The sequence below is a fragment of the Corynebacterium pilosum DSM 20521 = CIP 103422 genome (assembly GCF_000373805.1).
Taxonomy (GTDB): domain Bacteria; phylum Actinomycetota; class Actinomycetes; order Mycobacteriales; family Mycobacteriaceae; genus Corynebacterium; species Corynebacterium pilosum.
Genome location: NZ_KB892467.1, coordinates 20,587 through 43,732 on the forward strand (window position 1 = coordinate 20,587; position 23,146 = coordinate 43,732).

19 protein-coding genes are annotated in these 23,146 nt (G+C 61.9%); 2 read left to right on the top strand and 17 right to left on the bottom strand.

The genetic code is table 11. The features are described 5' to 3' along the window. Positions 1-195: 195 nt before the first annotated feature. The 11 genes from B097_RS0108550 to B097_RS0108605 form a co-directional block, all read right to left on the bottom strand. Entirely contained in the window at positions 196-843 is a 648-nt protein-coding gene (locus B097_RS0108550) for a LysE family translocator (protein ID WP_018582114.1), read from the bottom strand. Further along, a complete protein-coding gene (locus B097_RS0108555; protein ID WP_018582115.1) occupies positions 840-1,226 on the bottom strand; it encodes an ankyrin repeat domain-containing protein in 387 nt (128 codons plus the stop codon). The genes B097_RS0108550 and B097_RS0108555 overlap by 4 nt, the downstream gene beginning before the upstream one ends. Positions 1,227-1,239: 13 nt before the next feature. Next, positions 1,240-2,172, bottom strand: a complete 933-nt coding sequence (holA, locus tag B097_RS0108560; protein ID WP_018582116.1) for a DNA polymerase III subunit delta — start codon at positions 2,170-2,172, stop codon at positions 1,240-1,242. 24 nt (positions 2,173-2,196) lie between these two features. Continuing rightward, complete coding sequence (locus tag B097_RS0108565) at positions 2,197-3,585, bottom strand: ComEC/Rec2 family competence protein (RefSeq protein WP_018582117.1); 1,389 nt, start codon at positions 3,583-3,585, stop codon at positions 2,197-2,199. A gap of 258 nt (positions 3,586-3,843) precedes the next feature. Next, positions 3,844-4,542, bottom strand: coding sequence for a ComEA family DNA-binding protein (locus B097_RS0108575; protein ID WP_018582119.1), 699 nt, complete (start codon positions 4,540-4,542; stop codon positions 3,844-3,846). 84 nt (positions 4,543-4,626) lie between these two features. Then, on the bottom strand, positions 4,627-5,442 hold the full coding sequence (locus B097_RS0108580; protein ID WP_018582120.1) for a DegV family protein: 816 nt from the start codon (positions 5,440-5,442) through the stop codon (positions 4,627-4,629). Between the two features lies 1 nt (position 5,443). After that, positions 5,444-6,112, bottom strand: coding sequence for a histidine phosphatase family protein (locus B097_RS0108585; protein WP_026254409.1), 669 nt, complete (start codon positions 6,110-6,112; stop codon positions 5,444-5,446). 2 nt (positions 6,113-6,114) lie between these two features. Next, on the bottom strand, positions 6,115-6,591 hold the full coding sequence (gene rsfS, locus B097_RS0108590) for a ribosome silencing factor (RefSeq protein WP_018582122.1): 477 nt from the start codon (positions 6,589-6,591) through the stop codon (positions 6,115-6,117). A gap of 96 nt (positions 6,592-6,687) precedes the next feature. Further along, entirely contained in the window at positions 6,688-7,356 is a 669-nt protein-coding gene (nadD, locus tag B097_RS0108595) for a nicotinate-nucleotide adenylyltransferase (RefSeq protein ID WP_081618038.1), read from the bottom strand. Between the two features lie 25 nt (positions 7,357-7,381). After that, positions 7,382-7,777 carry a hypothetical protein gene (locus B097_RS0108600; protein WP_018582124.1) on the bottom strand — a complete coding sequence of 132 codons (396 nt, stop codon included), beginning with the start codon at positions 7,775-7,777 and terminating at the stop codon, positions 7,382-7,384. A gap of 80 nt (positions 7,778-7,857) precedes the next feature. Then, entirely contained in the window at positions 7,858-9,147 is a 1,290-nt protein-coding gene (locus B097_RS0108605) for a glutamate-5-semialdehyde dehydrogenase (protein ID WP_018582125.1), read from the bottom strand. Between the two features lie 91 nt (positions 9,148-9,238). Between B097_RS0108605 and B097_RS0108610 the strand changes: the two genes are divergently transcribed. Then, positions 9,239-12,043 (top strand): PD-(D/E)XK nuclease family protein, encoded by a 2,805-nt coding sequence (locus tag B097_RS0108610; RefSeq protein WP_018582126.1) that lies wholly within the window; start codon positions 9,239-9,241, stop codon positions 12,041-12,043. Continuing rightward, positions 12,043-15,387: a UvrD-helicase domain-containing protein gene (locus B097_RS0108615; protein WP_018582127.1), complete on the top strand. Its 3,345-nt coding sequence runs from the start codon at positions 12,043-12,045 to the stop codon at positions 15,385-15,387. The genes B097_RS0108610 and B097_RS0108615 overlap by 1 nt, the downstream gene beginning before the upstream one ends. On the opposite strand, the gene B097_RS0108620 is transcribed toward B097_RS0108615, so the two are convergent. The 6 genes from B097_RS0108620 to B097_RS0108645 all read right to left on the bottom strand — a co-directional run bounded on the left by B097_RS0108620 (position 15,384) and on the right by B097_RS0108645 (position 22,944). Next, on the bottom strand, positions 15,384-16,292 hold the full coding sequence (locus B097_RS0108620) for a D-isomer specific 2-hydroxyacid dehydrogenase family protein (protein WP_018582128.1): 909 nt from the start codon (positions 16,290-16,292) through the stop codon (positions 15,384-15,386). The two genes, B097_RS0108615 and B097_RS0108620, sit on opposite strands and share 4 nt — an antisense overlap. A 17-nt stretch (positions 16,293-16,309) precedes the next feature. Continuing rightward, positions 16,310-17,431 carry a glutamate 5-kinase gene (proB, locus tag B097_RS0108625; protein ID WP_018582129.1) on the bottom strand — a complete coding sequence of 374 codons (1,122 nt, stop codon included), beginning with the start codon at positions 17,429-17,431 and terminating at the stop codon, positions 16,310-16,312. A gap of 23 nt (positions 17,432-17,454) precedes the next feature. Next, positions 17,455-18,975, bottom strand: coding sequence for a GTPase ObgE (gene obgE / locus B097_RS0108630; RefSeq protein WP_018582130.1), 1,521 nt, complete (start codon positions 18,973-18,975; stop codon positions 17,455-17,457). A 131-nt stretch (positions 18,976-19,106) separates the two neighbouring features. Beyond that, positions 19,107-19,385 carry a 50S ribosomal protein L27 gene (gene rpmA, locus B097_RS0108635; RefSeq protein ID WP_018582131.1) on the bottom strand — a complete coding sequence of 93 codons (279 nt, stop codon included), beginning with the start codon at positions 19,383-19,385 and terminating at the stop codon, positions 19,107-19,109. Between the two features lie 31 nt (positions 19,386-19,416). Next, positions 19,417-19,722, bottom strand: a complete 306-nt coding sequence (gene rplU, locus B097_RS0108640) for a 50S ribosomal protein L21 (protein ID WP_018582132.1) — start codon at positions 19,720-19,722, stop codon at positions 19,417-19,419. 171 nt (positions 19,723-19,893) lie between these two features. After that, a complete protein-coding gene (locus B097_RS0108645) occupies positions 19,894-22,944 on the bottom strand; it encodes a translation initiation factor IF-2 N-terminal domain-containing protein (RefSeq protein WP_018582133.1) in 3,051 nt (1,016 codons plus the stop codon). Positions 22,945-23,146: the final 202 nt, after the last annotated feature.

The following is a 23,146-nucleotide window of genomic DNA, read 5'->3' on the forward strand; positions in this document are numbered from 1 at the left end:
TTGAGGCTTGAGCCCGCTATTCCACTTGGGATAGCGGGTTTTTGCGTTGGGGCAATCTTGCACCAGGTGGGGTACGCGATGACCTGCGGTTTCTAAACGCAGGGGTGCAGGATGGCGCCATCCTGCACCTCTGCAATCTAAAAGCCCTGGTCACAGGGGGTGGGACCTGGTGCAGGATTGCCACGCGAGCTAGCCCTACCCCAACAACCCAGTAGCCCCGCGCACGATGAGCACCACCGCGGCGACAACGAAGAACACGCCTGCACCGATGTCGATATACGGCCCAGCCCGCAGCAACTTATTGCGCACCGCGTGGGTAGACACCAAGGTGGCCAGGGCCGCCTGGAAGATCCAGGACGGGATCCACAGGGCAGCAATCACGATCAGTGCAACACTCAGCGAGGGGTTCGGTGGCAGCAACGGGGCCACCAGCGCTGCGAGGAACAGCACGATCTTAGGGTTCGAGAGGTTCGTCGTTAAGCCCTTGGCAAAAGAATGCCGCAGCCTGCCTAGACGCGATTCGGCCTCGGTGGTGTCGCTTGGCGGGTTGTGGCGTTCGGCCAGGCCACCGCGGATGGAGCTCACACCCAGGTAGATCAGCCAGGCGCCGCCGATGATCTGGACGAATTCCAACACCCACGGAAAAGCCGTGAGCAAGGCGGCGGCGCCGAGCACGGTGAGCGTGCACCACATCAGCACGCCAACTTGGATACCGGCGACGGTTGCCAGTGCGTGTCGACGAGAGCGTGTGGCGGTCCGGGTGATTAAAACAATGTCGGGGCCAGGTGATGCCGCACCTACAAGGTTGACGACAATGATGGCCCCTAGGTCTGCAAGGTTCACTTCGTGAACTTTTCTACCAGGTCCTCTCGCCCAAACATGCGGGCGGTCTCGATAGAATCAGGTGAGCCCGCACGCGGGTCGGCACCAGCGGCAAGCAGGTCGTCGATAATTGCGTCTTCTTTCTTGAAGATCACGCCTGCCAGCGGTGTTTGGCCGCGGTTATTGGTCTTGTTCACGTCCGCGCCTGCCTCGATCAGCTGCTTGACTAGCTCGCCGTGGCCGGAGTAGGACGCCAGCATCACAAAGGTGTTGCCGTCCTGGTTGGTCAGGTCGACGTTGACGCCTTGCTTGATGTAATCGATCAGCTGGGTGTCGCCGGTGCGGGCAAAGTTGAACAGTTTCGCTGCAAATTCTTGTACGTCGTTGGGAACTTCGTTGCTCATGGAGATAACGCTATCACGCGGCCAGCTTCGCGATCCTGCGTACCGCGTTCTCCACGGCGTACTTCGGGTCCCCACCCCGCCCCTTGACCTCTGCATCGAGGTCGGCCACCAGGATCACGGCTTCGCTAACCGCCTCGCCGGACCAGTTGCGGGCGACTTGCATTGTCTTCTTCGCAACGAACGGGTGCATGCCCAGGTTCCGCGCGACTTGGTCGGGTTTACCGCGTGTTTGGTACAGGCGGGCGATATCGCCGACCTTGCTTGCCAGCGCCGCAGCGATGGCCACCGGGCTGATCCCCAGTTGTAGGGCCCGGCGCGTCGAGCCAAGCGCCAGCGACAACTTGCCCGCTACCGCGGCGTCGGCGATATCGAAACCGGAGACCTCAGCCACGCCGGTGTAGTAGGCGCGCACATTGGCCACGGTGATTTCGCCGTCGACATCCTCCACCAGCTGCTCCACAGCACTAGCCAGTTCGCGTAGGTCTGATCCCACGGATTCCTGCAGCGCGCTGACCACATCGGGGGTGGGGCGCAGCCCGTGGCGGCGGAACTCTGCCGTGATCCACTGTGAGAGTTGGTTGGCATACCTTGGCGCGGTCGCATCATGCACCTGCGCGACCTTCTTGAACTTGGCCACATAGCTTTTGTTGCGCCCGCCACCAGAGTGGTTGATGATCAGTGTCATGCCCGGCGCCGGGTCAACCGCGGCTTGCAGCAACAGTTCGGTCGGCTCTTTGCCGGCCAGGTCAGTGCCGGTGAAGATGACAGCGCGTTCCTCGGCAAAAAGCGACGGGCTGGTGGCTTGCAGCAGCTCGCTTTCGGTGACTTCGCCAGCTTTGAAGTGCTGTACCTCCACGGTGGGCGGTAGCGTATCGACGATCGCTTCGGTGACGCGTTCTTGGAGGAAGGTGTCGTCGCCAAGCACTAGGTGTACGGCTGAGTCCATGAAGGTCAGTCTAGCCCTTCGCGCCTAGAGCAGGTACAGGCAGTAGGCACCGCAACAGGCAACAAGCGTGAGTCGGGGCCGCCGCAACAGGAGCCCCGCGATGACCCAACCGTAGCCCAGCAGCGCGTAGTAGGGAGTGGTCTCGACGGTGGCCAGCGGCAGCCCCGCCAGGCCGGTACCGACGGTGTTGATCCACCAGGTCAGCGGAGTGATCACAAGGTACAGAACCTGCTCTAGCCCGCCGGGCAGCACGCTCAGCCCCACTGCCACTAGCCCCAGCACGGTCACGGGAGCGGTGGCGGGCGCGACCAGCAGATTGGCTGCCACAGAGACAAGAGAGACCTCGCCGGCCATCAGGGCGATGATGGGCATAGTCACAAGATCCGCGGCGATCGCCACCCCCAAGGCGCGCACGACAATATCGGGCCAGCCGGTAGGTGCCAGCGCGCGGTACAGGAAGGGCTGCAGCACGATGATGCCTGCGGTCGCCGCGACCGACAACGCGAAGCCATAGCTTGCAGCCATGTCCGAATCAATCAGCACCAGAGCAATCACGGCGAGGCACAGCGCGTGGATGGGTTCGCTTTTCGACGAGGCCAGCACCGCCACCAGCCCCACCGCACCGGTGATGGCTGCGCGCAGAACACTGGGCTCAGTGCCGACCAAGCCAACGAACACCGCCAAAGCAACGGCCGATGCCGCGATCTGGAAGCGGAGCCCCAGCCCGCACAGCCGGGCGAGAATCGCGGCCGCGGTGGTAACAATTGCCACGTTCGCCCCCGATACCGCGGACAAGTGCGATAACCCCGTGGCGATATAGGCGTCTTGCTCCGCGGCCGACTGCATCGACGTATCACCCAGCACCATGCCCGGGAGCAAGCCCTGAGAGTGCTCGGGCACGAAGGTGGCAACAGTTTCGGCGAAGGTGGCGCGCACGTGGGCGGCCCAGGCGTCGAAACCTGTCGGCGGGGCCACCAGTTCCACGCTGCCGCTGACAATGTGCCCGGCGATACTTGGCCGGTCCGATTCAGACCACGACCCCGTTACCTGCACCACTGCCCCACTAGCCAGGCCCTCCGGGGCATCCTTGGCGAAGACGGTGACGGTACCCGGGTGGTCGTCGATACGCACCGTGAGCAGCCACCTGCCAGAGTCGAGGTGCCGTGGTGCGCTGGTCAAGCGGGCGAGGAACTCGTCGTCACGCGCCGGGCGTGCAGCCAGCCGCAGCGAGGTGACCGTCCAGGCGCTGGCGGCGGCCGTGGCGGTGACGATTGCCTGGCCGGGCTGGCGGCACACCGCGAAGCCGAGCACCACTGCTATCACGGCGAGGCCCACCTGGGGCACACCCAGCAGCAGCCCGAGCGTGACCGCCCACGCGGCGACGGCGGCCGGCACCAGCCGGAGTTCTGTCACAATCTTTCACCCCCGATTGCGAACCGCGCTATATTAGACGCAGTTTTTCGTTCCCCAACACGCAAAGGATGCACCCATGCCTAGGTTTGGCGATTTCGCTCTCACCGACATCATCTCCGTCGTCGTGGCCATCGGCTCCCTGGTCTTCGCGCTGATCACCGCGCTTCCTTAGGACATCAGCTCTAACGGCTCCTCCAGCATGGCAACGACTCTGCCTGCTGACACTCCAGTCCCAGAGAACTAAGCTCTGGGTTTCTGCTAGAGCACGACCTCTCCCTGCAGCTTGGCGAACTTCGCCGGGCCGATCCCGCTGACGTCCTGTAGTTGGGCTATGTCGCTAAACCCTCCGATCTCTTCGCGGTGGGAAATAATCGCCGCCGCTGTGGCCTCGCCTACCCCGGGCAATTCCATCAGTTCGGCTGCAGAGGCACTGTTCAGCGATACGCCCTGCGTGCCTGATCCCCCGCCCGGTGGTGGTGCTGGCGGAGCCTCCCCGATGCGCGTAACGACGATCTGCTGACCATCCATCAGCACTTGCGCCAGGTTCAGGGCCATCATGTCCGCCTCCGGCTGGGCCCCGGCCGAATCCAGGGCGTCGGCCACCCGTGCGCCTGGGGCAAGCGTGACCAAACCCGGATGATCCACCGCGCCCACCACGGACACGACCACTGACTCTGGTGCTGCTGCTGGCGCCCCTGTGTGGTTAGCTGCGGTCGCCCAAGCCGGGTCTGCTAGCGCGAGCTGGCTCTGTGAATCGGGCGGGCCCTGCCCGCCTGGCGGGCCGGTCTGATTCGGTCCGAGGATCACCCAACTGACCAGGCCCACCACCGCTACGAGCGCCGCGATAACGGCGTGTTTTGTGCTGATTTCGACACGGGACTTCGGGTAGTTCACGTTAAGAAGGTCTTCTTCGCCCGTCGGTCGGGTGAGTTCGGATATGCGTTGTGTGATGTCCATACCCGTGACGCTAAACCAGCTGCGCCGACCCCGCTGAGTGCGTCCAAAAATCTGTGGATAACCGTGTTGACACGGCCCCAAACGCTACTTTTTCGCCGACTTATCCACAGGCGCAGGCTCCGCGAACACCGCCGACAGGCCAATCGCTCCCTCACCGGTGTGCACGCGCAGCACATCCGTCAGTTCCGTCACCATCACGGTGGAGCCCTCCGGCAGCACTTCATTGAGCATGTCTTCGAGCAGCTCGGCGGATTCGTCGGCCCCCGCGTGTTGCACGGCAACGAACGCCGGCTTCCCTTCGGCTTCTTCCTGGACGAACTCCACCAGCTTCGTAAACGCCTTGGTTTGGGTGCGCGTCTTACCTGCTAGTTCCAGTTTTCCTTCGCGCACGTGCATGATCGGCTTCGTTGCCAGCAACGCGGCCGAAAGCATGGCGGTGGTCGTCGATAAGCGACCCGATTTCCGCAGCTCATCCAGCTGGTGCAGGTAAATCCAGGTCTGCGAACGCGCCAAAGTGTCTTCCGCGACACGCTCGCATTCGTCCAAGTCCGCGCCCTCGTTGGCCACGGTGACGGCAGCCATCGCGGCCGCGCCCACCGCCATGCCGACCTCGTCGGAATCGACCACGCGCACCGCACCATCAAACACGGCAGCAGCGGCCACAGCCGAGGACCACGTCGAGGACAGCGCCTTCGACAGGTGCAGCGCCACCACCCCGTCATCGCCGCCGCGCTCCAGCTGGCGCGCATAAGCGGCGGCCAACTCCAGCGCGGACAAACCAGAGGTGGACTGCTCTCCCTCTTCCTCCATCACGTGCAGGTCAACAACCGTAATGTCCAGCTCATTAATGATGTGCTGCGGCAGCCCGGAGGAAGAATCAGTCACGATGCGAACAGTCATGCTAGCCCCCAAGTCCTTGATTCCAGGCGTCCAAATACCACTGGACATCGCCAACCGTCTCAGGCGTGAAATCCAGCGCCGGCGCCTCCGGGTTAAACCGCGGCCGCGCCGTCAGCACCGAAAAATTCGTGTTTTTCAACCCCGAAAGCAACGGATATTGGTGCGCCTCCAAACCTAGAAGATGGCAGGTCACAGCGGCGATCGCGCCACCGTGAGCAACCAGTAGCACCGTCTGATTTTCCCAGCCCTCAAAAGAGTGCATCAGCTCGTCGATAAGCGAACGCACCCGGGCCGCAACCTCCAGCCGCGATTCCCCACCCGGCGGAGCCCAGTCCGGCCGATGCCTCCACGCAGCACGCTTGCCGACGAAGGCCTGGTCCACCTCTTCGTGTGTCATGCCCTGCCACTGGCCCAAATGGGTCTCACGCAGGCGCGCATCCACCTCAACAGGCAGGTCGAGGGAGGCGGCGACGATCTCCGCGGTATCTTTCGCACGCATCAAGTCCGACGAAATCACGCGCACCACGCCCAAATCTTTCACCTGAAGCGCAGCGGCGCGCGCCTGGTCCACACCGACCGCGGACAGGTGGGTGTCTAGCTGGCCCTGCATCCGCTTCGTGGCGTTGTACTCGGTTTGGCCGTGGCGCAACATGACTAGTCGACGGGACATGATTAGTAGTAGCTTTCGTCCTCGTCGGTCGGTTCTTCACCAGCCAAGGGCAGGTCTTCGATGTCCTCGATCTCGCGCACATTGCTATCGTCGGCCCACTTGCCGGGGGCCGGGGCGGTCTCGACGCCTTCGACTTCGATGCGTGGGCAGTCCGCGTAGAGGCGGTCCAAGCCGTAGAAATCACGCTCGTTGGTGCGCTGCACGTGGACGACAACGAGGCCATAATCAAGCAGCACCCAACGGAATTCGCGGTTGCCTTCGCGGCGCTTCGGCTCAAAGCCTGCGTCGGACATCTTTTCGTCGATCTCGTCGACAATCGCGCGCACCTGGCGCTCATTCTCGCCGGATACGACGACGAAAATGTCAGCGATCGCCATCACGTCGCTGACGTCGATGACGGCGATATCCTTGCCAAGCTTCTCATCGGCCGCCTGTGCGGCGATGATCGCTTTGTTGCGGGACTCTTCAGTAGCAGTCAAATGGGCACGTTCCTTTACTTTTGCAATTCATGTGCTTGAGATAATTAGATTCTAGTCTCCCACGATAGCGCCACTTTTTGCTACTCATGCCTCAACTTATGCCTCTCCGAGGCATGCCTGTGGCGCGTAGAGCTTATGCTTGGCGATGAACTGCACCACCCCATCCGGCACCAGGTACCACACGGGGCGGCCTGTGGCGGAGCGCTCGCGGCAGTCGGTCGAGGAGATCGCCATCGCCGGCACATCGATCAGGTGCACTTTGTCCTGGTGGACATCCGGCAACATGTCTTCGGTTAGCTCGTAGCCGGGCCGGGTCACGCCGACGAATTCCGCCACGTCAAACATCTGTTGCCAGTCCCGCCACGACAGGATCGAGGCCAACGCGTCAGCCCCGGTGATAAAGAAAAGTTTGTCGTCAGGATAAATTTTGGCAAGATCCCGCAGCGTATCGATGGTGTAGGTGGGCCCCGGCCTATCAATATCCACCCGCGAGACGGTGAAACGCGGGTTTGACGCGGTGGCGATCACCGTCATCAGGTAGCGGGCCTCAGAGTCCGACACCTTCCGGTCCGCTTTCTGCCACGGCTCGCCCGTCGGCACGAAAACCACTTCGTCGAGGGCGAAACGATCCGCCACCTCACTAGCCGCGACGAGGTGCCCGTGGTGGATCGGATCGAACGTTCCGCCCATCACCCCAATGCGGCGGCCGTCCGATGATGACTGTGTTGGATCGCTGCACGGCGCCTGGGATTCGGGTGTCGTCATGGGTTCACAGTCTAGCGTCGCGCAGCTAGATTAGCGGAACCACATCGATGCTCCACGCCGGAACCAAGAAATTCAGCACGGCCACGAGCATGGCCACCGCGCCGAGCACACCAGCGACTGGAATTACCCACGCTGGGACCTCAGAGGACGATTCCGCAGCGGCCAAGGTGCTGCTTGTCGACGACTGACCCGCGTTTTGCATGCTGCCCCACGCATCGGCCAGGGCCTGAGATGCCTTGCGAGTCTTGGTGTTTTCACGCACCAGGGTGCGGTCACCGTTTTCGTCAATCTGGTACTCGGAGCTGGTGACCGACGACCCGAATGGGTTGTCAGCCTGGTCTGCCGAAGCTACAGAGACACCGGACAGAGCAATGGTTGCGGCGGTTGCGGCAGCGAGGGAAACACGAGTGATCTTAAGCATGTGGGCTCTTCTTCTTAGTCGGTATGTAATTTCCTTAAGGATAGCTGATACGACAGCAAACCGACAGTGTTTTCCACCACTTAGGGACGTGTCTGTCCGGTCCCCTCCAGAATCCACTTTGTACTGGTCAACTCTGGAAGCGCCATCGGCCCACGCGCATGCAGCTTTTGGGTGGAGATGCCAATTTCCGCACCCATGCCATACTGTTCACCATCGGTAAATGCTGTGGACGCATTAAGCATCACAGCAGCCGAATCCACCTCATTAGCAAACTTCTGCAGGGTATAAGCATTCAGCGAGGCAATGGCGTCGGTATGCCCAGAGCTCCACCACGCGATGTGCGCGATAGCCCCGTCTACCCCATCGACCACGGCCGCCGCGATATCCATCGACAGATATTCATCCGCCCAGTCAGCCTCCTCGGCCTGCACGATATCGCCCACACCCAGCGCCTCTAGCTCAGCCTTCTCACCATGGACGGTCACGCCAGCCTCCTGGAGCGCGTTCAGCACACGGGCCTTGTCTTCGTCGGCAAGCGCCTTGTCCAGCAGCACGGTCTCGGTGGCGTTGCACACGCTGACCCGGCGCGTCTTCCCGTTGACCAGCATCTCAATCGCCTGATCCAGGCCCGCGTCCTTGTCCACGAAGAAGTGGCAGTTGCCGGTGCCGGTCTCAATGGTGGGTACGGTAGCCCCGGTGACCACGGCGTTGATCAGGCGCGCAGAGCCGCGGGGAATCACCACGTCCACAAGTCCGCGTGCGGTGATCAGATCCTGCACGGAATCGTGCGACTCACAGGGCAGCAGCTGCACGATCTCGCGTGGCAGATCGTGGCGCTGCGCGACTTCCTGCAGGATTTGCACTAGCTTCGCGTTCGAGTGCTCAGCTGTCGACGAGCCACGCAGCAAGGCCACGTTGCCGGACTTGATCGCCAGGCCGAACGCGTCCACCGTGACGTTGGGGCGGGCCTCATAGACCATGCCCATCACGCCGAGTGGCACGCGCACCTGCTTCATCTGGATGCCGTTGGCCATCACCCCGCCTTGCAGGACCACGCCCACCGGGTCTTTGAGGTCCGCGACCTGGCGCAAACCACCAGCGATGCCCTCAATACGGCCCGCATCCAGCGCTAAGCGATCGATGAGAGACTCCGCCATCCCGTTGGCCCGGCCGGCATCAATATCGTCCTGGTTAGCGGCCAGGATGTCGTCGGCACGCGCGATCAACTCGTCGGCGGCATCACGCAACAGGGCGTCCTTTGCGCTGGTCGGCAGGGTGGCGAGGAGTGGTGCTACCTGCTTTGCTGCGCGGGCTTTGGACAGGACCTGGTCGCGCTCGGCAGCGCGGGCTTGTTCAGTCTGGGTGCTCATGGCACTTCATCCTAGCGCGTTCCCGCTGCTTATACACCTGTTCGAAGCGTTCCCCGGACGGGTGTCCGGTTCATGTTTTATGGTGTGTCACATGACAGTGCACACACCTGCCCTTTCCCTCCAGGCCGCCATTGCGCAAGCGCGTGCCGACGATGCCTCGCTCCCAGTCACCGTGCTGTGTGGGCCCCACGCACGCAACGATGTTGTGATCGCCCTTGCTGAAACCGGCCCCTATGTGGATGTCAATGTGGTGACCCTCGATGGGTACATCCGTGAGGCCGCCCGCGCGTTGGCTCCGCGTAGCCCGCTGCCCCGGCGCCGGATCATGACGGAGGTGACACGCATTCTTCTCGACGAGGATTCAGCCTTCCGCGGCCATGGGATTCATACGGAAACGGCGACGCGGTCGTCGTTAAGCACCATCGTGGGGCGCTTGCTGCGTTTACAACCAAAGGCTCGCGCCCAAGCGGGGACCGGAGAATTACCCCGGGAGGCTGCACGCATCGCGGAGCTGGTGGAGCAGCGTACCCGTGACGATCACTACACCTGGGCCGAGGCTTTTGAAGTGGCCGCACGTGCAGGCCAGGAGCGCGCATTTATCAGCGCGGGCGTGATCCCGGCGGACCCGCAGGAAGAAGCACTTTTTAAGGCGCTGTCTCCCGTCCCCGCCGATGTCACTGTGTGTGCGCAGCCGATTCCAAAAACGATGACATACCTGGACCCGCAAGAGGAGATCGAAGCGACACTGTCCAAGATCGCCGCGCACGCGCTTGACGACGAGACCTTAACGGCCAGCGATATAGCCGTGGTGACCCCGTCAGCCGATTACCTTCCAGAGCTAGTACGAATGAGCCAATACGCAGTTTTTCCCGCCCGCGTGCCTGCGGTGAACACGTGGGCTCAGGACCCGGCTGTGCGAACCGTCTTGCGTTTAGTGTCGCTGGATGCGCACACGACCCCGCGGCGTGCGCTGTCTGAGCTGCTAGAAAGCGGGCTCATGGCGAACTCGCCCTCGGCGTTTTCTTTCAACCGATTTACCCGTGACCGCGATATGCCCATCGATTCGGGTGGGGACTGGGATATTGAACTTGCCGACGAGGATGACGCGACCGTTCTGCAGTGGCGCAACGAACTGCAGGCCGGACTGCGCGGGGTGTGGAGCGCGCGCACGTGGACCGATGTGGCGACGCGTTTACGCGCTCTGGTGATGAAATATTTGAAGTTGGATAAGGCGGTGAGCGCAGACCTCATTCTGGACACCGTAGACTCCTTGGCCACCTTCGACGGCGAGCTTCCCGCTCCAACCCAGGCGATGGTCGTGGAACTGCTGACAGATACGTGGACGTCCCCACAGGAGGTCACGAAGCAGGGAGAGATGATCGTCGGCAGCCTCGAGGACATTGTCGGAAAGAAGTTGCGCTACCTCTACATTATTGGCGCCTCGGATGCGGCGCTGCCGGGTTCCTTCTCTTTTGATCCGGCGATCACCGAACAGCAGTCTGGTCGCGACGCCACTTGGTACAACGAACACACCCGCACCCTGTGGGAGGCGGCACTGCGCTCGGCGGACACCGTGGAGATCTCCTTTGCCCGCAGCGCGATCGACGGGTCACTCACGGGTGAACCTTCCGGTTGGATCCTGCCTTACCTTCCCGATGAGAAAAAACTTTATCCCCGGTTCGATAGCAGTACACTGGTGCCACTGACCGAGCAAGCGCTGGGGCGCATCACCAATGCCACGATGCGTCCAGAGACTGACTTCGTCAAAGTCAGCCAGGCCCGCAAGGAAGGTGATCGCAACGAGTGGAACGGGTTTATTGACAGCACGCTTGCCGCAAAGTGGTTTGATCAACCGGTCTCAGCCTCAGCGCTGGAGCTGTACACCGAGGACCCGCAGCTGTTCCTCTTCCGCTACCTGCTGCGCTCCCCCATGTTGGAGGACCCAGCACCCGCCACCCAGGTCTCGCCGCTCGAGCGCGGCACAATCTACCACCGCATCTTTGAGGACTGGACTAATGAGGTGCGGCTGGGCGACAAGATCGGCACGATCCCCGATCAGGAAGAGGCACGTGCGGTACTTGATCGGATCGTCGATACGCACCTAGGTACCCGCGACGAACGCTACTCTGCCACCACGTGGGAGTCCTTTACTCAAGACGTTCGGGCCAATGTTGCGCGCTGGTTCGATCGCGAAATGGCCGATATCGCCGATGGCTGGATCGCGGTAGGCGCGGAAACCGTCTTCGGCGCCAGCGATGATGCCGGAGCCTCCCATCCCCCAGTACGTGTGGCAATTTCGCCTGAACATGGCGCGCACAGCGAGGTTCAGCTCCGCGGCGCGATCGACCGCGTGGACGTACGTGTCGACGAAGCAGGTGGTGTCCACTTGCGTGTTACCGACTATAAGTCTGGCAAGGGCGAGAACTTCGCTGACAAACTTAAAAACAGCCCGGTCGGAGAACCAAAAGACCATGAAAAGGGCGAGGGTGGCTACGCGATCCAGCTGGCCATCTACGGCGCAGCAGCGCAAACGTCCATCGAGGACAGCGACAAGGCACCGCTCTCAGGGCTGGCTGAGATCCTCGCCAAGTTCGCCACTCCCGGCGCGCCAGTAACCGTGACATCGAGGTACTGGATGTTCCGGGACAATGAAAACCCCGAAGTATCGATACGCAACGACGACGCCACTACTGAAGAGCTGCGTAACTTCCTGCAGAAGACGTACACCAGCATCGTGCAGGGCCACTTCCCGCCGACCTTCGCGAAGGAAAAGTACCTCTTCGGTTTCGAGGACACAACCCTTCTTCGTGGACCTCACGGCACGAACACGACCGCTCTCGCCGTAGCCCACAGCGGCGCTGATCAGCTCGACTCGGACATCCAGGAGGACAACTAATGACTATCCCTGCAGACCAAGCTCTCCGCGACAAGATCACCTATGACACCGACACCTCCTACTTCGTCGAAGCTGGCGCGGGCTCAGGCAAGACTTTCCTGCTGGTACAGCGTTTGATTACTTTGCTGATCGACGAAGACGTTCCTCTGAGCCAGTTGGCTGCCATCACGTTCACGGAGAAAGCCGCGGAAGAGCTTGTCAACCGTTTGCGCGCGGCCCTGACCGAGGTGGAACAGACCGGGCAGTTAAAGGTCCACGAAGAAATTCGTGAATTCGAAGCAGCAGATGCTAGGGAGCGTGCTAGGCGTGCCCTCGGTGACTTGCCGGGAGCAGCAATTGAGACGCTGCACTCATTCTGCTTGCGGTTGATCTCCATGTACCCGCTGGAAGTAGGTGTGCCGCCCACGGTGCGGAAGTCGAGCGACCTTGCTGCATCCTTTAATGCTGTGCTGCGTGCCGAATCTACCCTGACATTTATTGACCAGGTGGTGACTGACCCGGAGGGCATGGCAGAGGAGATCCGCGCCCTTAATATCGGCGTGGAGCCCACCGTGGTGGCCGAAGCCATCGACGGACTCTTGGCAGCAGGGATGAGCACCAAAAATATTGAAGATATCGCCCTGTTCATGGACGAGCACTGGGGTGAACTATCCACTGACGCAAGTAATCCTGCATCCGGTGGTGCCCTGCCTGAAAAGCAGGTGTTGGATAAGGCGTACGTCCACGAGGTGCTCACGGATCTGCGCGCAATCGCGGCGCAGTGCACCAACGAATCGGACAGGTGGTACCAGGAAAAACTATCGCCTGCGATCGACTACGTTGAAAGCCTGACTCGTCGCGCTGAAGAGACCATCGTGGACGCAGACGCGAACTACTTTTCGAAGCCCGGCAACGTCGGTTCCAAGGGCAATTGGCACAACAAGCCCATGAAGGACATCAGGGGCCTCTTCACCGCGCACGATAAGCAGTGGTCCCAGCGGGCCCGTGGGCCCCTGTCCTACTACGCTGCGGTGCTCCGCCGCCTGATCGCTGCACTGACCCTGCGTGATGCGGACAAGCGGCGCCGCTCGGGCGAGCTGGAATACCACGACATGATTTACTTGGCAGCTCGCCTCGTCGAAAAGCCTGAGGTATGCGGCGCCCTGTCAAAGCATTTCCGCATGGTCGCGATCGACGAGTTCCAGGACACGGACCCAGCCCAGCTGGAGATCGTCGACAAGATCGTCGCCGATCAGCCCGGCCACCTCTTCACTGTCGGTGACCCGAAGCAGTCGATCTACCGCTTCCGTCGCGCTGACCTAGACACGTATCTCAGCGCACGCGAAAAGGCAGAAGATGCGGGCAACGTTTTGAAGCTCACGGCAAATTTCCGGTCCCGCCACGACGTCGTTGGTGCGATCAACTCCCTGTTTGCCGGCATGTTCGACAACCTCCCAGAACCAAACCCTGCACAAGCGGAGCCGAAGGCTGTCCCTTATGTCACAATGGACGCCTTCTCGGAGAATCCAGGCCATGTCGAGTTCCTGTGCAGGCCGCACGATGAGACCGACCACGGTCTGGACACCGCCGACTTCAAAAAGGCTGAGCTCAACGATATCGCTGCCGCGGTGCGTCGCGCTCACGGCGGACGGCTCACCGGCGAGCCTGTGGCCTTGAATGACATTGCCGTCCTTGTACCAACCCACGCTGATGCATTGGCCGTGGCGGAAAAACTCACTAAGGACGAGATCCCGGCGAGGACGGAGACCTCTCAGAAGGTCTACGCCGCTCCAGAGATTGAGAACCTCACCTCGATCCTGCGCGCTATCGCCGACCCCGCCAACCGCATGGCCACCACCGTGGCATTGCGTACTCCTTCGTTTGGTCTGAGCGACCAGAACCTCGCCGAGGCTGCTCAGGCCCGTTTCGAGGGCATTACGCTTGCCGACGACCACCCGTACACTACCGCTATCGACAAACTCCGGTCGCTGCAGAATGGGGCGAAGCGGGCGGATGTGGCTACCACCGTACGCAATGTGGTGGACACGCTGGGTGTGATTCCGGATCTGGCTGCCACTGGTGATGAGATGGGGATTCGTCGCGTCCAGCGCGTCATCCACGATGCCGAGGTATTCTCAGAGGAAACCAACGCTGGGCTTAATGCTTTCCTGCGCTGGACACTGGAACAGGCTTCTGACCGCGACGGCGCAGCCGATCCCGTGCTCGACGACGGCTCCGACGCTGTGCGTGTGATGACTGTCCACGCTTCCAAGGGCCGTGAATTCCCGGTAGTCATTCTTGGTGGTCTCGCGGGCGACGACAGGGCGAGGGCGGGTGCGCTGGGCTTCCACCCGGTAACCCGCGCTGTCGAATTCAAGTTCAAAGAAATCTTTACCCCTGGTTATGAAGATTTTGAACACTACGACAAACTCGCCGACGAAGCCGAAGCAGTCCGCCGCCACTATGTTGCGGCAACACGTGCCGAACACGCGCTGGTGGTGCCACTCGAGCTGAAGCGACTCAAGTCTGGCAAGGCGTACGCGAAAGCCAAGGGGAAGCCATTCGCCGATGTAGTAGCCCCACTGGACCCCGACGGTTCAATCTTGCCGCCGGAATCGGACTACCTCAACGTGACCACTCCTGCCGAGTTCGGAGACGCCGAAGTAACGATCCAGCACGCAGAGGGTACGACGCCGGATCTCGAAGCCATCGAGAAGAAATTCAACGAACGCGAGAAGCTACGTTCACGCGTCCGCACCGCCGGAGGGAAACTCACGGCCACCGCGATCGCTCATGCGGACCAAGACAACGAAACCGCAACAGCGCTGCGTACTCTGGCCACCGACAACGGCTGGCTGCGCGCCGCGAACCAGCCCGGCCTAGACGTGGTCGGTGACAACAGCGGATATGGTTCCGTCTTCGGTACCGTCGTGCACGATCTGATGGACACCTACACCGACGATGCACAGGTGGACTCCGAGGCAGCCAACTTGGCTGGGATCCATGATCTGGACCAGGAGTTGGTCCCCATCGCTGCCCGCGCAGCCCGGGCCTTGGCTGCCCACCCGATAGTCCAGGGCGCGTTTGCAGGCAGGCACCACCGCGAGATCCCTGTGATCTCCAAGGTGGGCTCCGTTGCCGTCGATGGCATCATCGACCTGCTTTACTTCGATGAGGACGCCGACGGCTGGGTGATCGCCGACTACAAGACCGACGCCTACGCGTCCGCGCAGCTTGTCGACGAGTACTTCACCCAGTTGCAGCTCTACGCCCACCTGCTGGGCAGCCAGTGGAAGATTGAGCGCCTCGAGCTGCTCTTTGTCCGCGGCGACCAGGTGGAGGTGCGCACGCTCCAGCTCGCCTAGTAGCCCGCGTCGGTGTCCACCTCGGTGGGCATCGTCTCACCGGCTTCGAAAGCGTTGGCGTTGGCGATGATGCACGGTGCGATGAACTTCGGTGCCGTCGTCCACGTCGTCGCAATATGCGGCGTGATCTGGCAGTTCGGCATGGACCACAGCGGGTGATCATCGGGCAGCGGCTCTGGATCGGTCACGTCCAAACCTGCCCCCGCAATCACGCCGTTTTGTAGTGCCCACACCAGGTCATCAGTATTCACCACTGGCCCGCGGCCCACGTTCACCACGATGGCATTGTCGGGCATGGTTTCAAACGCCTGCTTATCGACGAGCCCCCTAGTCTGCTCTGTCAGAGGAAGCAGGTTCACCACCACGTCGGCATCAGGCCACACCTCGTCGAGCTGCTCCGTAGTCACCACGCGATCCGCGCCCTCCACCGGATTGCCGGAACGGTTCACAGCAACCACATTCGCGTTGAACCCGCGCAGCATTTCAATCAAGCGCGTCCCGATTCCACCCGCGCCCAAAATGACCACGGTGGTCTCGTCGTCGGCAAGCAACTGCGTCCGCGCGTCTAGCTCGGCGCGTACCTGGAACGTCGGGTACATGGTGGCGGCCTTATGCTGGTGCATCACAGACAACATCAGGGCCAGCGCAGCCTCCGCGACTGGAGCGGCATAGACGCCGGCAGCGTTAGCCCAGCGCACACCGCTTTTCTTAATCTTGGGCAGGATGCCATCCACACCGGAGTAGATGAACTGCACCCACTTGATATTCTCGGGCAGCTCGGGCAGCCGCCCGCCGGGGTAGACCAAGAATTCGGCTTCTGACAGGTCCTCAACGTAGGTGTGGCCGGCGGCCTCCACCTCGTCTACTACGTTCTTCCATGGGTCACCAAGAAAAGTAAATTTCATGTACCCCAGCCTAGCGACTACAGGCGTGTGGCGTAGTTGGAAAGGTAATCCGCGTGTACTACTGGGCGGCGCTGCCCGTCCGGCAACTCGTCGGTGTGTTTACCCAGCATATCCACCAAGACGTGTGCGCTATAGGCGACTTCGCCGCGGCCCACGTTCTGGCCTTCTGGGCCCAGGATTTCTACGATGTCTCCCGCCTGGAAATCGCCCTCGATAGCGGTGATCCCCACAGCCAGCAGGCTGGTCCCGCCGCGGGTCACGGCTTTCACCGCGCCCTCGTCGAGACGCAACACGCCCTCCGCATCGGCGGCGTAGAGCGCCCAAAATTTCCAAGCACTCAAACGCTTATCCGGGCGGGTGTGGAAAACGGTGCCCACGGAAGCGTCGACAAGCGCCTGCTCAATCTGTTCCGCTGAGGCAAGCAGCACCGGCACCCCACCGCGCGCAGCAAGCCTAGCCGCCGATACCTTTGAAGCCATCCCGCCGGTGCCCAATCGCCCGCCATCGCCGGCGGCGACATCGGCAAGGTCGTGCCCGGTGCGCACCTCGTCGATGAAACGGGCACCCGGTTCGGACGGGTTGCGGTCATACAATCCGTCCACATCCGATAGCAGCACCAGGGCGTCGGCTGCGGTGAGCGTCGCGACGATCGCGCTGAGGCGGTCATTATCGCCAAACCGCATCTCAGACGTAGCCACTGTGTCGTTCTCGTTGACGATGGGCACCGTGCCCAACTGACGCAACCTATCGATCGTGCGCTGAGCGTTGCGGGCCCGATCACGCCGGCCAGCATCCGCCGCGGTCAACAACACCTGCCCGGTGGTGCGCCCGTAGCGGGCGAAAGAACTCCCCCACTGCTGGGCCAAGTGCACCTGCCCCACCGCGGCGGCGGCCTGCTTCGTCGCTAAGTCCTGCGGGCGCGTCTTCAGCCCCAGCGGCTCCATACCCGCGGCGATCGCGCCCGAGGACACCACCATCACATCGGACCCGCGCTTCATGCGGGCCTCGAGGGCGTCGACGATGCGGTCGATTTTCTCGCCGCTCACCGTCGAATCCGGGTTCACTAGCGAAGAGCTACCGAGTTTCACCACCACGCGCTTTGCTGTGGCGAGGTGGTCACGAAGCTGCTGGCTGGTCATAGCTTCTTATCCTATAAGACTGCTTAGCCCTGCCAACGTTCGCGGTCGGCCTCCTCGCCCTGGCCGTAGTCGTATTCGTCGATCAGACCGCGACGTGCCTGGGACGCGCGCTTGCGCTCCTCCGCAGAGGCACGGGTGGTGGTCTCCAAGCGGGCGTCTCGGCCACGTCCGGCCAAGGTCGGATCGCCTGCCAGGGACGGCTCCCAGTCAAAGGAAATCTCCCCGATGGTCACCGTCGCGCCCTCACGCGCGCGGAGTTTGCGCAGCTTGTCCTCCACGCCGGCGCGGTTGAGACGGTCGGACAGGTAACCAATTGCCTCGTCGTTTTCGAAGTCGGTCTGCTGAATCCAGCGCAGCGCCTTCTTGCCTGTGACGATGAATGCGCCTGGCTGCTCCGGATCCTCCATGACGTCGATGCCACCACCGTGGCGATTATCCACGGCCTGTGGGCGCAGCACCGTGGCCGCATCAGTTGCAGCCCCCGGTGCCTTCTCCTGCTTCGGACGCGCGCGACGCGCCTTCTTCACGATCTCCCACAGAGCCCACTTCAACTCATCCAGGCCCTCGCGGGTAGCGGTGGAAATGATGTGGACCGGCCAGCCGAACTGCTGCTCTAGGTCCTCGAGGACAAATTCAGCCAGCTCCTTGGCCTCGGGAACGTCGGCCTTATTCAGCACAATGACGCGTGGTCGCTGTCGCAGATCGCCCAGGCCGGTGTCATGTTCGAGGTCTTCGGCGTAGGCGTCAAGTTCTGCCTCGAGCGCCTCAATATCGGACTGCGGGTCACGCCCCGGCTCGATCGAGGCAGTATCCACAACGTGCACGAGCACGGCGGTGCGCTCGATGTGGCGCAGGAAGTCCAAGCCCAGCCCGCGGCCATCGCTCGCGCCTGGGATAAGGCCGGGCACGTCCGCGATAGTAAAGGTGTCATCCCCCACGTTGACCACACCAAGGTTCGGTTCCAGGGTGGTAAACGGGTAGTCAGCAATCTTCGGCTTAGCGGCCGAGAGCACTGAAATCAGTGAGGACTTGCCCGCGGACGGGAAGCCCACCAGGCCTACGTCGGCCATGGACTTCAGTTCCAGAATGAGGTCGAGTGTTTCGCCGAGCTCACCCTGGAGTGCGAAGCCTGGGGCCTTGCGCTGCGCGTTGGCTAGCGCTGCGTTGCCCAGGCCGCCGTAGCCACCTTCGGCCGCGAGGAATCGTGTGCCCGGAACGGTGAGGTCTGCCAGGGTGTCGCCCTGTTCTGTTTTCACCACGGTTCCCACGGGCACCTGGAGGACGAGGTCCTCCCCGCGGGCGCCGTTGCGGTGGTCGCCGGCACCGTTACCGCCGCGTGGGGCGCGCAGGTGGGGGCGCCACTGGAAGTCGAGCAGCGTGTGGACCTGCGGGGACACCTCCAGGATGATGTCGCCACCATGGCCGCCGTTGCCGCCGTCGGGGCCGCCGAGAGGCTTGAATTTTTCGCGGTGGACGGATACACAGCCGTGTCCACCGTCTCCCGCCTGCAGGTGGAGGACTGCGCGGTCAACAAATTGCGCCATGTGTCTGCCTTTCTTACTGGTAAATCTTGCCTGATAGTAGCAGGTCAGCCGCCCGGTGAAAACCGAGCGGCCGCAATAAAAATCGCCCACCCTCAGCAAGGAGGATGGGCGATGAAGCCTTCAGCTCGCGCTTAAGCAGTAGCAGCAGCGGCCTGCTCTTCAGCAGGAACGATGTTGACGATACGCTTGTTGCGCTTGATGCCGAACTGGACGGAGCCAGCTGCCAGTGCGAACAGGGTGTCGTCGCCGCCACGGCCAACGTTCTCACCTGGGTGGAACTTGGTGCCGCGCTGGCGGACGAGGATCTCGCCTGCCTTCACCTGCTGGCCGCCGAAACGCTTGACGCCAAGACGCTTTGCCTCGGAGTCACGACCGTTCTGAGTGGACGATGCGCCCTTCTTCGTTGCCATGTTTTTTCTCCTTTGAGATTACGTTCTCGGCTTACTTGATGCCGGTGATCTTCAGAACAGTCAGTGGCTGACGGTGGCCGATGCGGCGCTTGTAGCCAGTCTTGTTCTTGTACTTCATGATGTCGATCTTACGGCCCTTGCCGTGCTCGACGATCTCTGCAGCGACGTTGGCCTTAGCCAGGTCGTCTGCCTTGGTGGTGACGTTGGCGCCGTCGACAAGCAGAACCGGGGTGAGAGCCACGGCATCGCCTGGCTCACCCTCGATCTTCTCGACCTTGACGAGGTCGCCTTCGGCAACCTTGTACTGCTTGCCGCCGGTCTTGACGATCGCGTACATAGAGGGTTACCCCTTATCTATACTCGTGAGATCCCCGCCACGCATTCTTTAGCAGGTATCCCCTTTTGGACAATGATATAAACGTGTTTCGCGGGCAGAATGCGCCTCAAAACAGTGACTGTCAAAGACTACACCGTCAAGGGACCAAACTCCAAACCGCCATCACCACAGCTACGCCCGCGTGCTGCGTCGCGTCGCCCGGCGGCGCCCACGTCCCCGCGAGGAGGACTTCTTCTGGGTGTCCTGCTTCGGCGCGGACTCCTTCTTTTTCTCAGCCGACGGCGTGGACTGCTTCGGCTGATTCGACTGACTAGCCTGGCCCGCCTGCCCCGACGTCCGTGCCCGGCGCACCGCACGTCGGCGTCCACGGCGCGAACGGCTTGGCTTATCATCTGATCGCTTATCGACGATCACCTCAACCGGCTTGTCCTCCTGGTCTGGTTGAGCTGGCTCAGACTTTTCGTAGTCTTCGCGGCGTGGGCGATGGTCCGAACGGGAGTTGCCGCGGGTACGCCGCTTGCGTCGTGGCGACTTCTCGAACTCAGCAACAGCCTCTTCGAAAGTCTTCTCGCCCTCGCCGACGGTCCCTGCAGAGTCATCGTGGTCTTCAGAGCCCTCGTGACCGTCAGGATCGCTCACGCGATCCTGTTGACGTCCTCGACCCCTACCCCGTCCACGGCGTCCGCGACGGCGGGAGGAACGGCGTTCGTTGTCCTCGCGCTCCTCGGTGTCATTGCTGGTCTCTTCCTCGTCGGAGACGGTTCCGATCACAGAGTCAGCAATCTCCTCAAGCTCGCGGTCATCGCGTTTCTTCGTGGACTTAGGTGCGGAGGAGTCCTCGTCGTCACGCCCACGAATCGCCTTCGCTGCTGGGTGGTCCTCTGGTTTTTGTGCAGGCTTACGACGACGGCGTGGCGCCTCGTCGTGTGTGTGCTCCACTGGATCGTCGGACAGGATGTAGCCGCGGCCACCGCAGGTCTCACATTCGTGGGAGAACGTCTCTAGGAGACCGGTGCCTAGGCGCTTGCGTGTCATCTGCACCAAGCCCAGGGAGGTGACCTCGGAGACTTGGTGGCGGGTGCGGTCGCGACCCAGTGCTTCCTTCAGGCGGCGCAGAACCAGTTCTTGGTTTTCGGGCAGGATCATGTCGATGAAGTCGACGATGATCATGCCGCCGATGTCGCGCAGGCGCATCTGGCGCACGATCTCTTCGGCCGCCTCCAAGTTGTTGGCGGTCACGGTTTCTTCCAAGGAACCGCCAGAGCCGGTGAACTTGCCGGTGTTCACGTCGATCACCGTCATTGCTTCGGTGCGATCAATGATCAGGGAACCACCCGAGGGCAGCCACACCTTGCGCCCCAGCGCCTTCTGCAGTTGTTCGTCGACGCGGTGCTCCGCAAAAGCATCGGCGCCGTCATGCTCGTCGCGGTCAAACTTGACCAGGCGGTCTTCGAGATCTGGCGCGACCTTGGAGACGTAGTTGTAGACGATGTTCCAGGACCGCTCACCATCGACAACCAGTTCAGTAAAGTCTTCATTGAACAGGTCACGCACAACCTTGACCAGCAGGTTTGGCTCTTCATACAGGGTGACAGGCTTGGCACCCTTGGAAGACTTCTCCTTCGCCGCCTGCTCCTGGATAGCTTCCCACTGCGTGTGCAGTCGGTTCACATCTGCAGCGATCGCTTCCTCGGGGACGCCTTCGGCCGCGGTGCGGATGATCGCCCCGCCCTTGCCTGGGACGACGTTGTTCAAGATCTCCTTCAAACGCTTGCGCTCAGGGGCAGGCAGCTTGCGCGAAATACCTGCGCTGCGCCCACCTGGCACGTAGACGAGATAGCGGCCAGCCAGGGAAATCTGAGTGGTCAAACGGGCACCCTTGTGCCCGATCGGGTCCTTCGACACCTGCACTAGCACTTGGTCGCCAGACTTGAGAGCGTTCTCGATGCGGCGCGCACGCCCGCCCAGTCCTGCTGCCTTCCAGTCCACTTCACCTGCGTAGAGCACGCCGTTGCGGCCTTGGCCGATGTCAATGAATGCGGCTTCCATACTGGGCAGCACGTTCTGGACGCGGCCGAGATAAATGTTTCCGATCATCGAGGTATTTTCCTCGCTGGTGACGAAATGCTCCACCAGCAGGCCATCTTCCAGCACGCCTACCTGGGTGATCCGACCATGGTGGTCGTGGCGCTCGCGCTCACGCACGATCATGGTGCGCTCGACAGACTCGCGGCGCGCCAAGAACTCCGCCTGGCTGACGATCCGCGACTGCTTGCGACCCTCCGCGCGCTTTTCGCTGCGGCGGCGGCGCTGGGCTTCAAGGCGCGAGGATCCCTTGATCGCTACCGGCTCTTCAATGACGTCAGCTTCTTGCTCTTGTTCAGGGGCCTCGACGCCGGCATCGTCGTGACGCTTGTTCTGCTTCTTCGACGGCTGCGCATCCTCGTTGGCTGCGGAGCTGGAGCTGGTGCGGCGCGCGCGACGACGATCAGAGCGCGACGGAGCCTTGAAAATCGGGGCGTGCGCCTCCACGGCGGTCTCCTCCGCAGGCGCTGGCGTGATCTCCGGGGTCACTTCAACTAGCGGCTCGTCTTCCGACTCCTGCGCGTCCGCAGAATCTTCCTGCTCTTCCTGCTCTTCGCGTTCCGACGAGGCCAGGTCCGCGTCCACCTTGTCTTCGATCTGGCTGATCTCGTTGGCCACGTCCTTGCGCACGCGGTCACGGATCTTCTCATCGGCTTCCGCCGCCACGTCCTCGGGCACTGGGGTGCTGACAGAAGGATCTGTCGCCGCGCCCTGCAGCACGTCCAGGACTTGCTCGGCCTCAGCGCGCGTCAGCGAGGACTGAGCCACCTTGACAAGGCCCATCCCGTTGAGCGCGATGACTAGGTCCTTGGACGGCAGGCCGAGCTGCTTCGCCAGCGTGAACACGCGAGTTTTGTCACGAAGCTGGGAGCGATCAAAGTTCTGGATGGCGCTGGATTCTGCTGCGGCTGGCTGATCGGTTTCTTTGCCAGAGGCCATCTCAGCATTTTTAGTGTTCTTAGTGTTTTTGCTGTTTCGGTTTTCAGCGCGTTTCGCCGATTTCTCCGCGGTAGAGGCCTTTCGGGTGGCTTTGCGCCCCTTCTTCGTGGCCTTCCGTGTCGGTTTCTTTTCTGCAGTCGCTGCCTCGTTGGCGTTGGACTTATCGTTTTGTTCGGTATTTTCGCTGTTGTCAGCCACGACCGATCTCCTATTATTATCAAGCCGCGACGTGCGCCTACCGGGCGCTGGCGTTCAACAGCTTGTCGTCGCTGTTCGCCGCCGCCACACAGTTCGCGCACCTCACGGTACGTATGCGGGTATCAAAGCTTATCCTCGCGCCCAGCCTCGGCCACCGTGTCGTGGCACGTTCTCACACTCGGCGCGCTGCTCCCCATTGTGG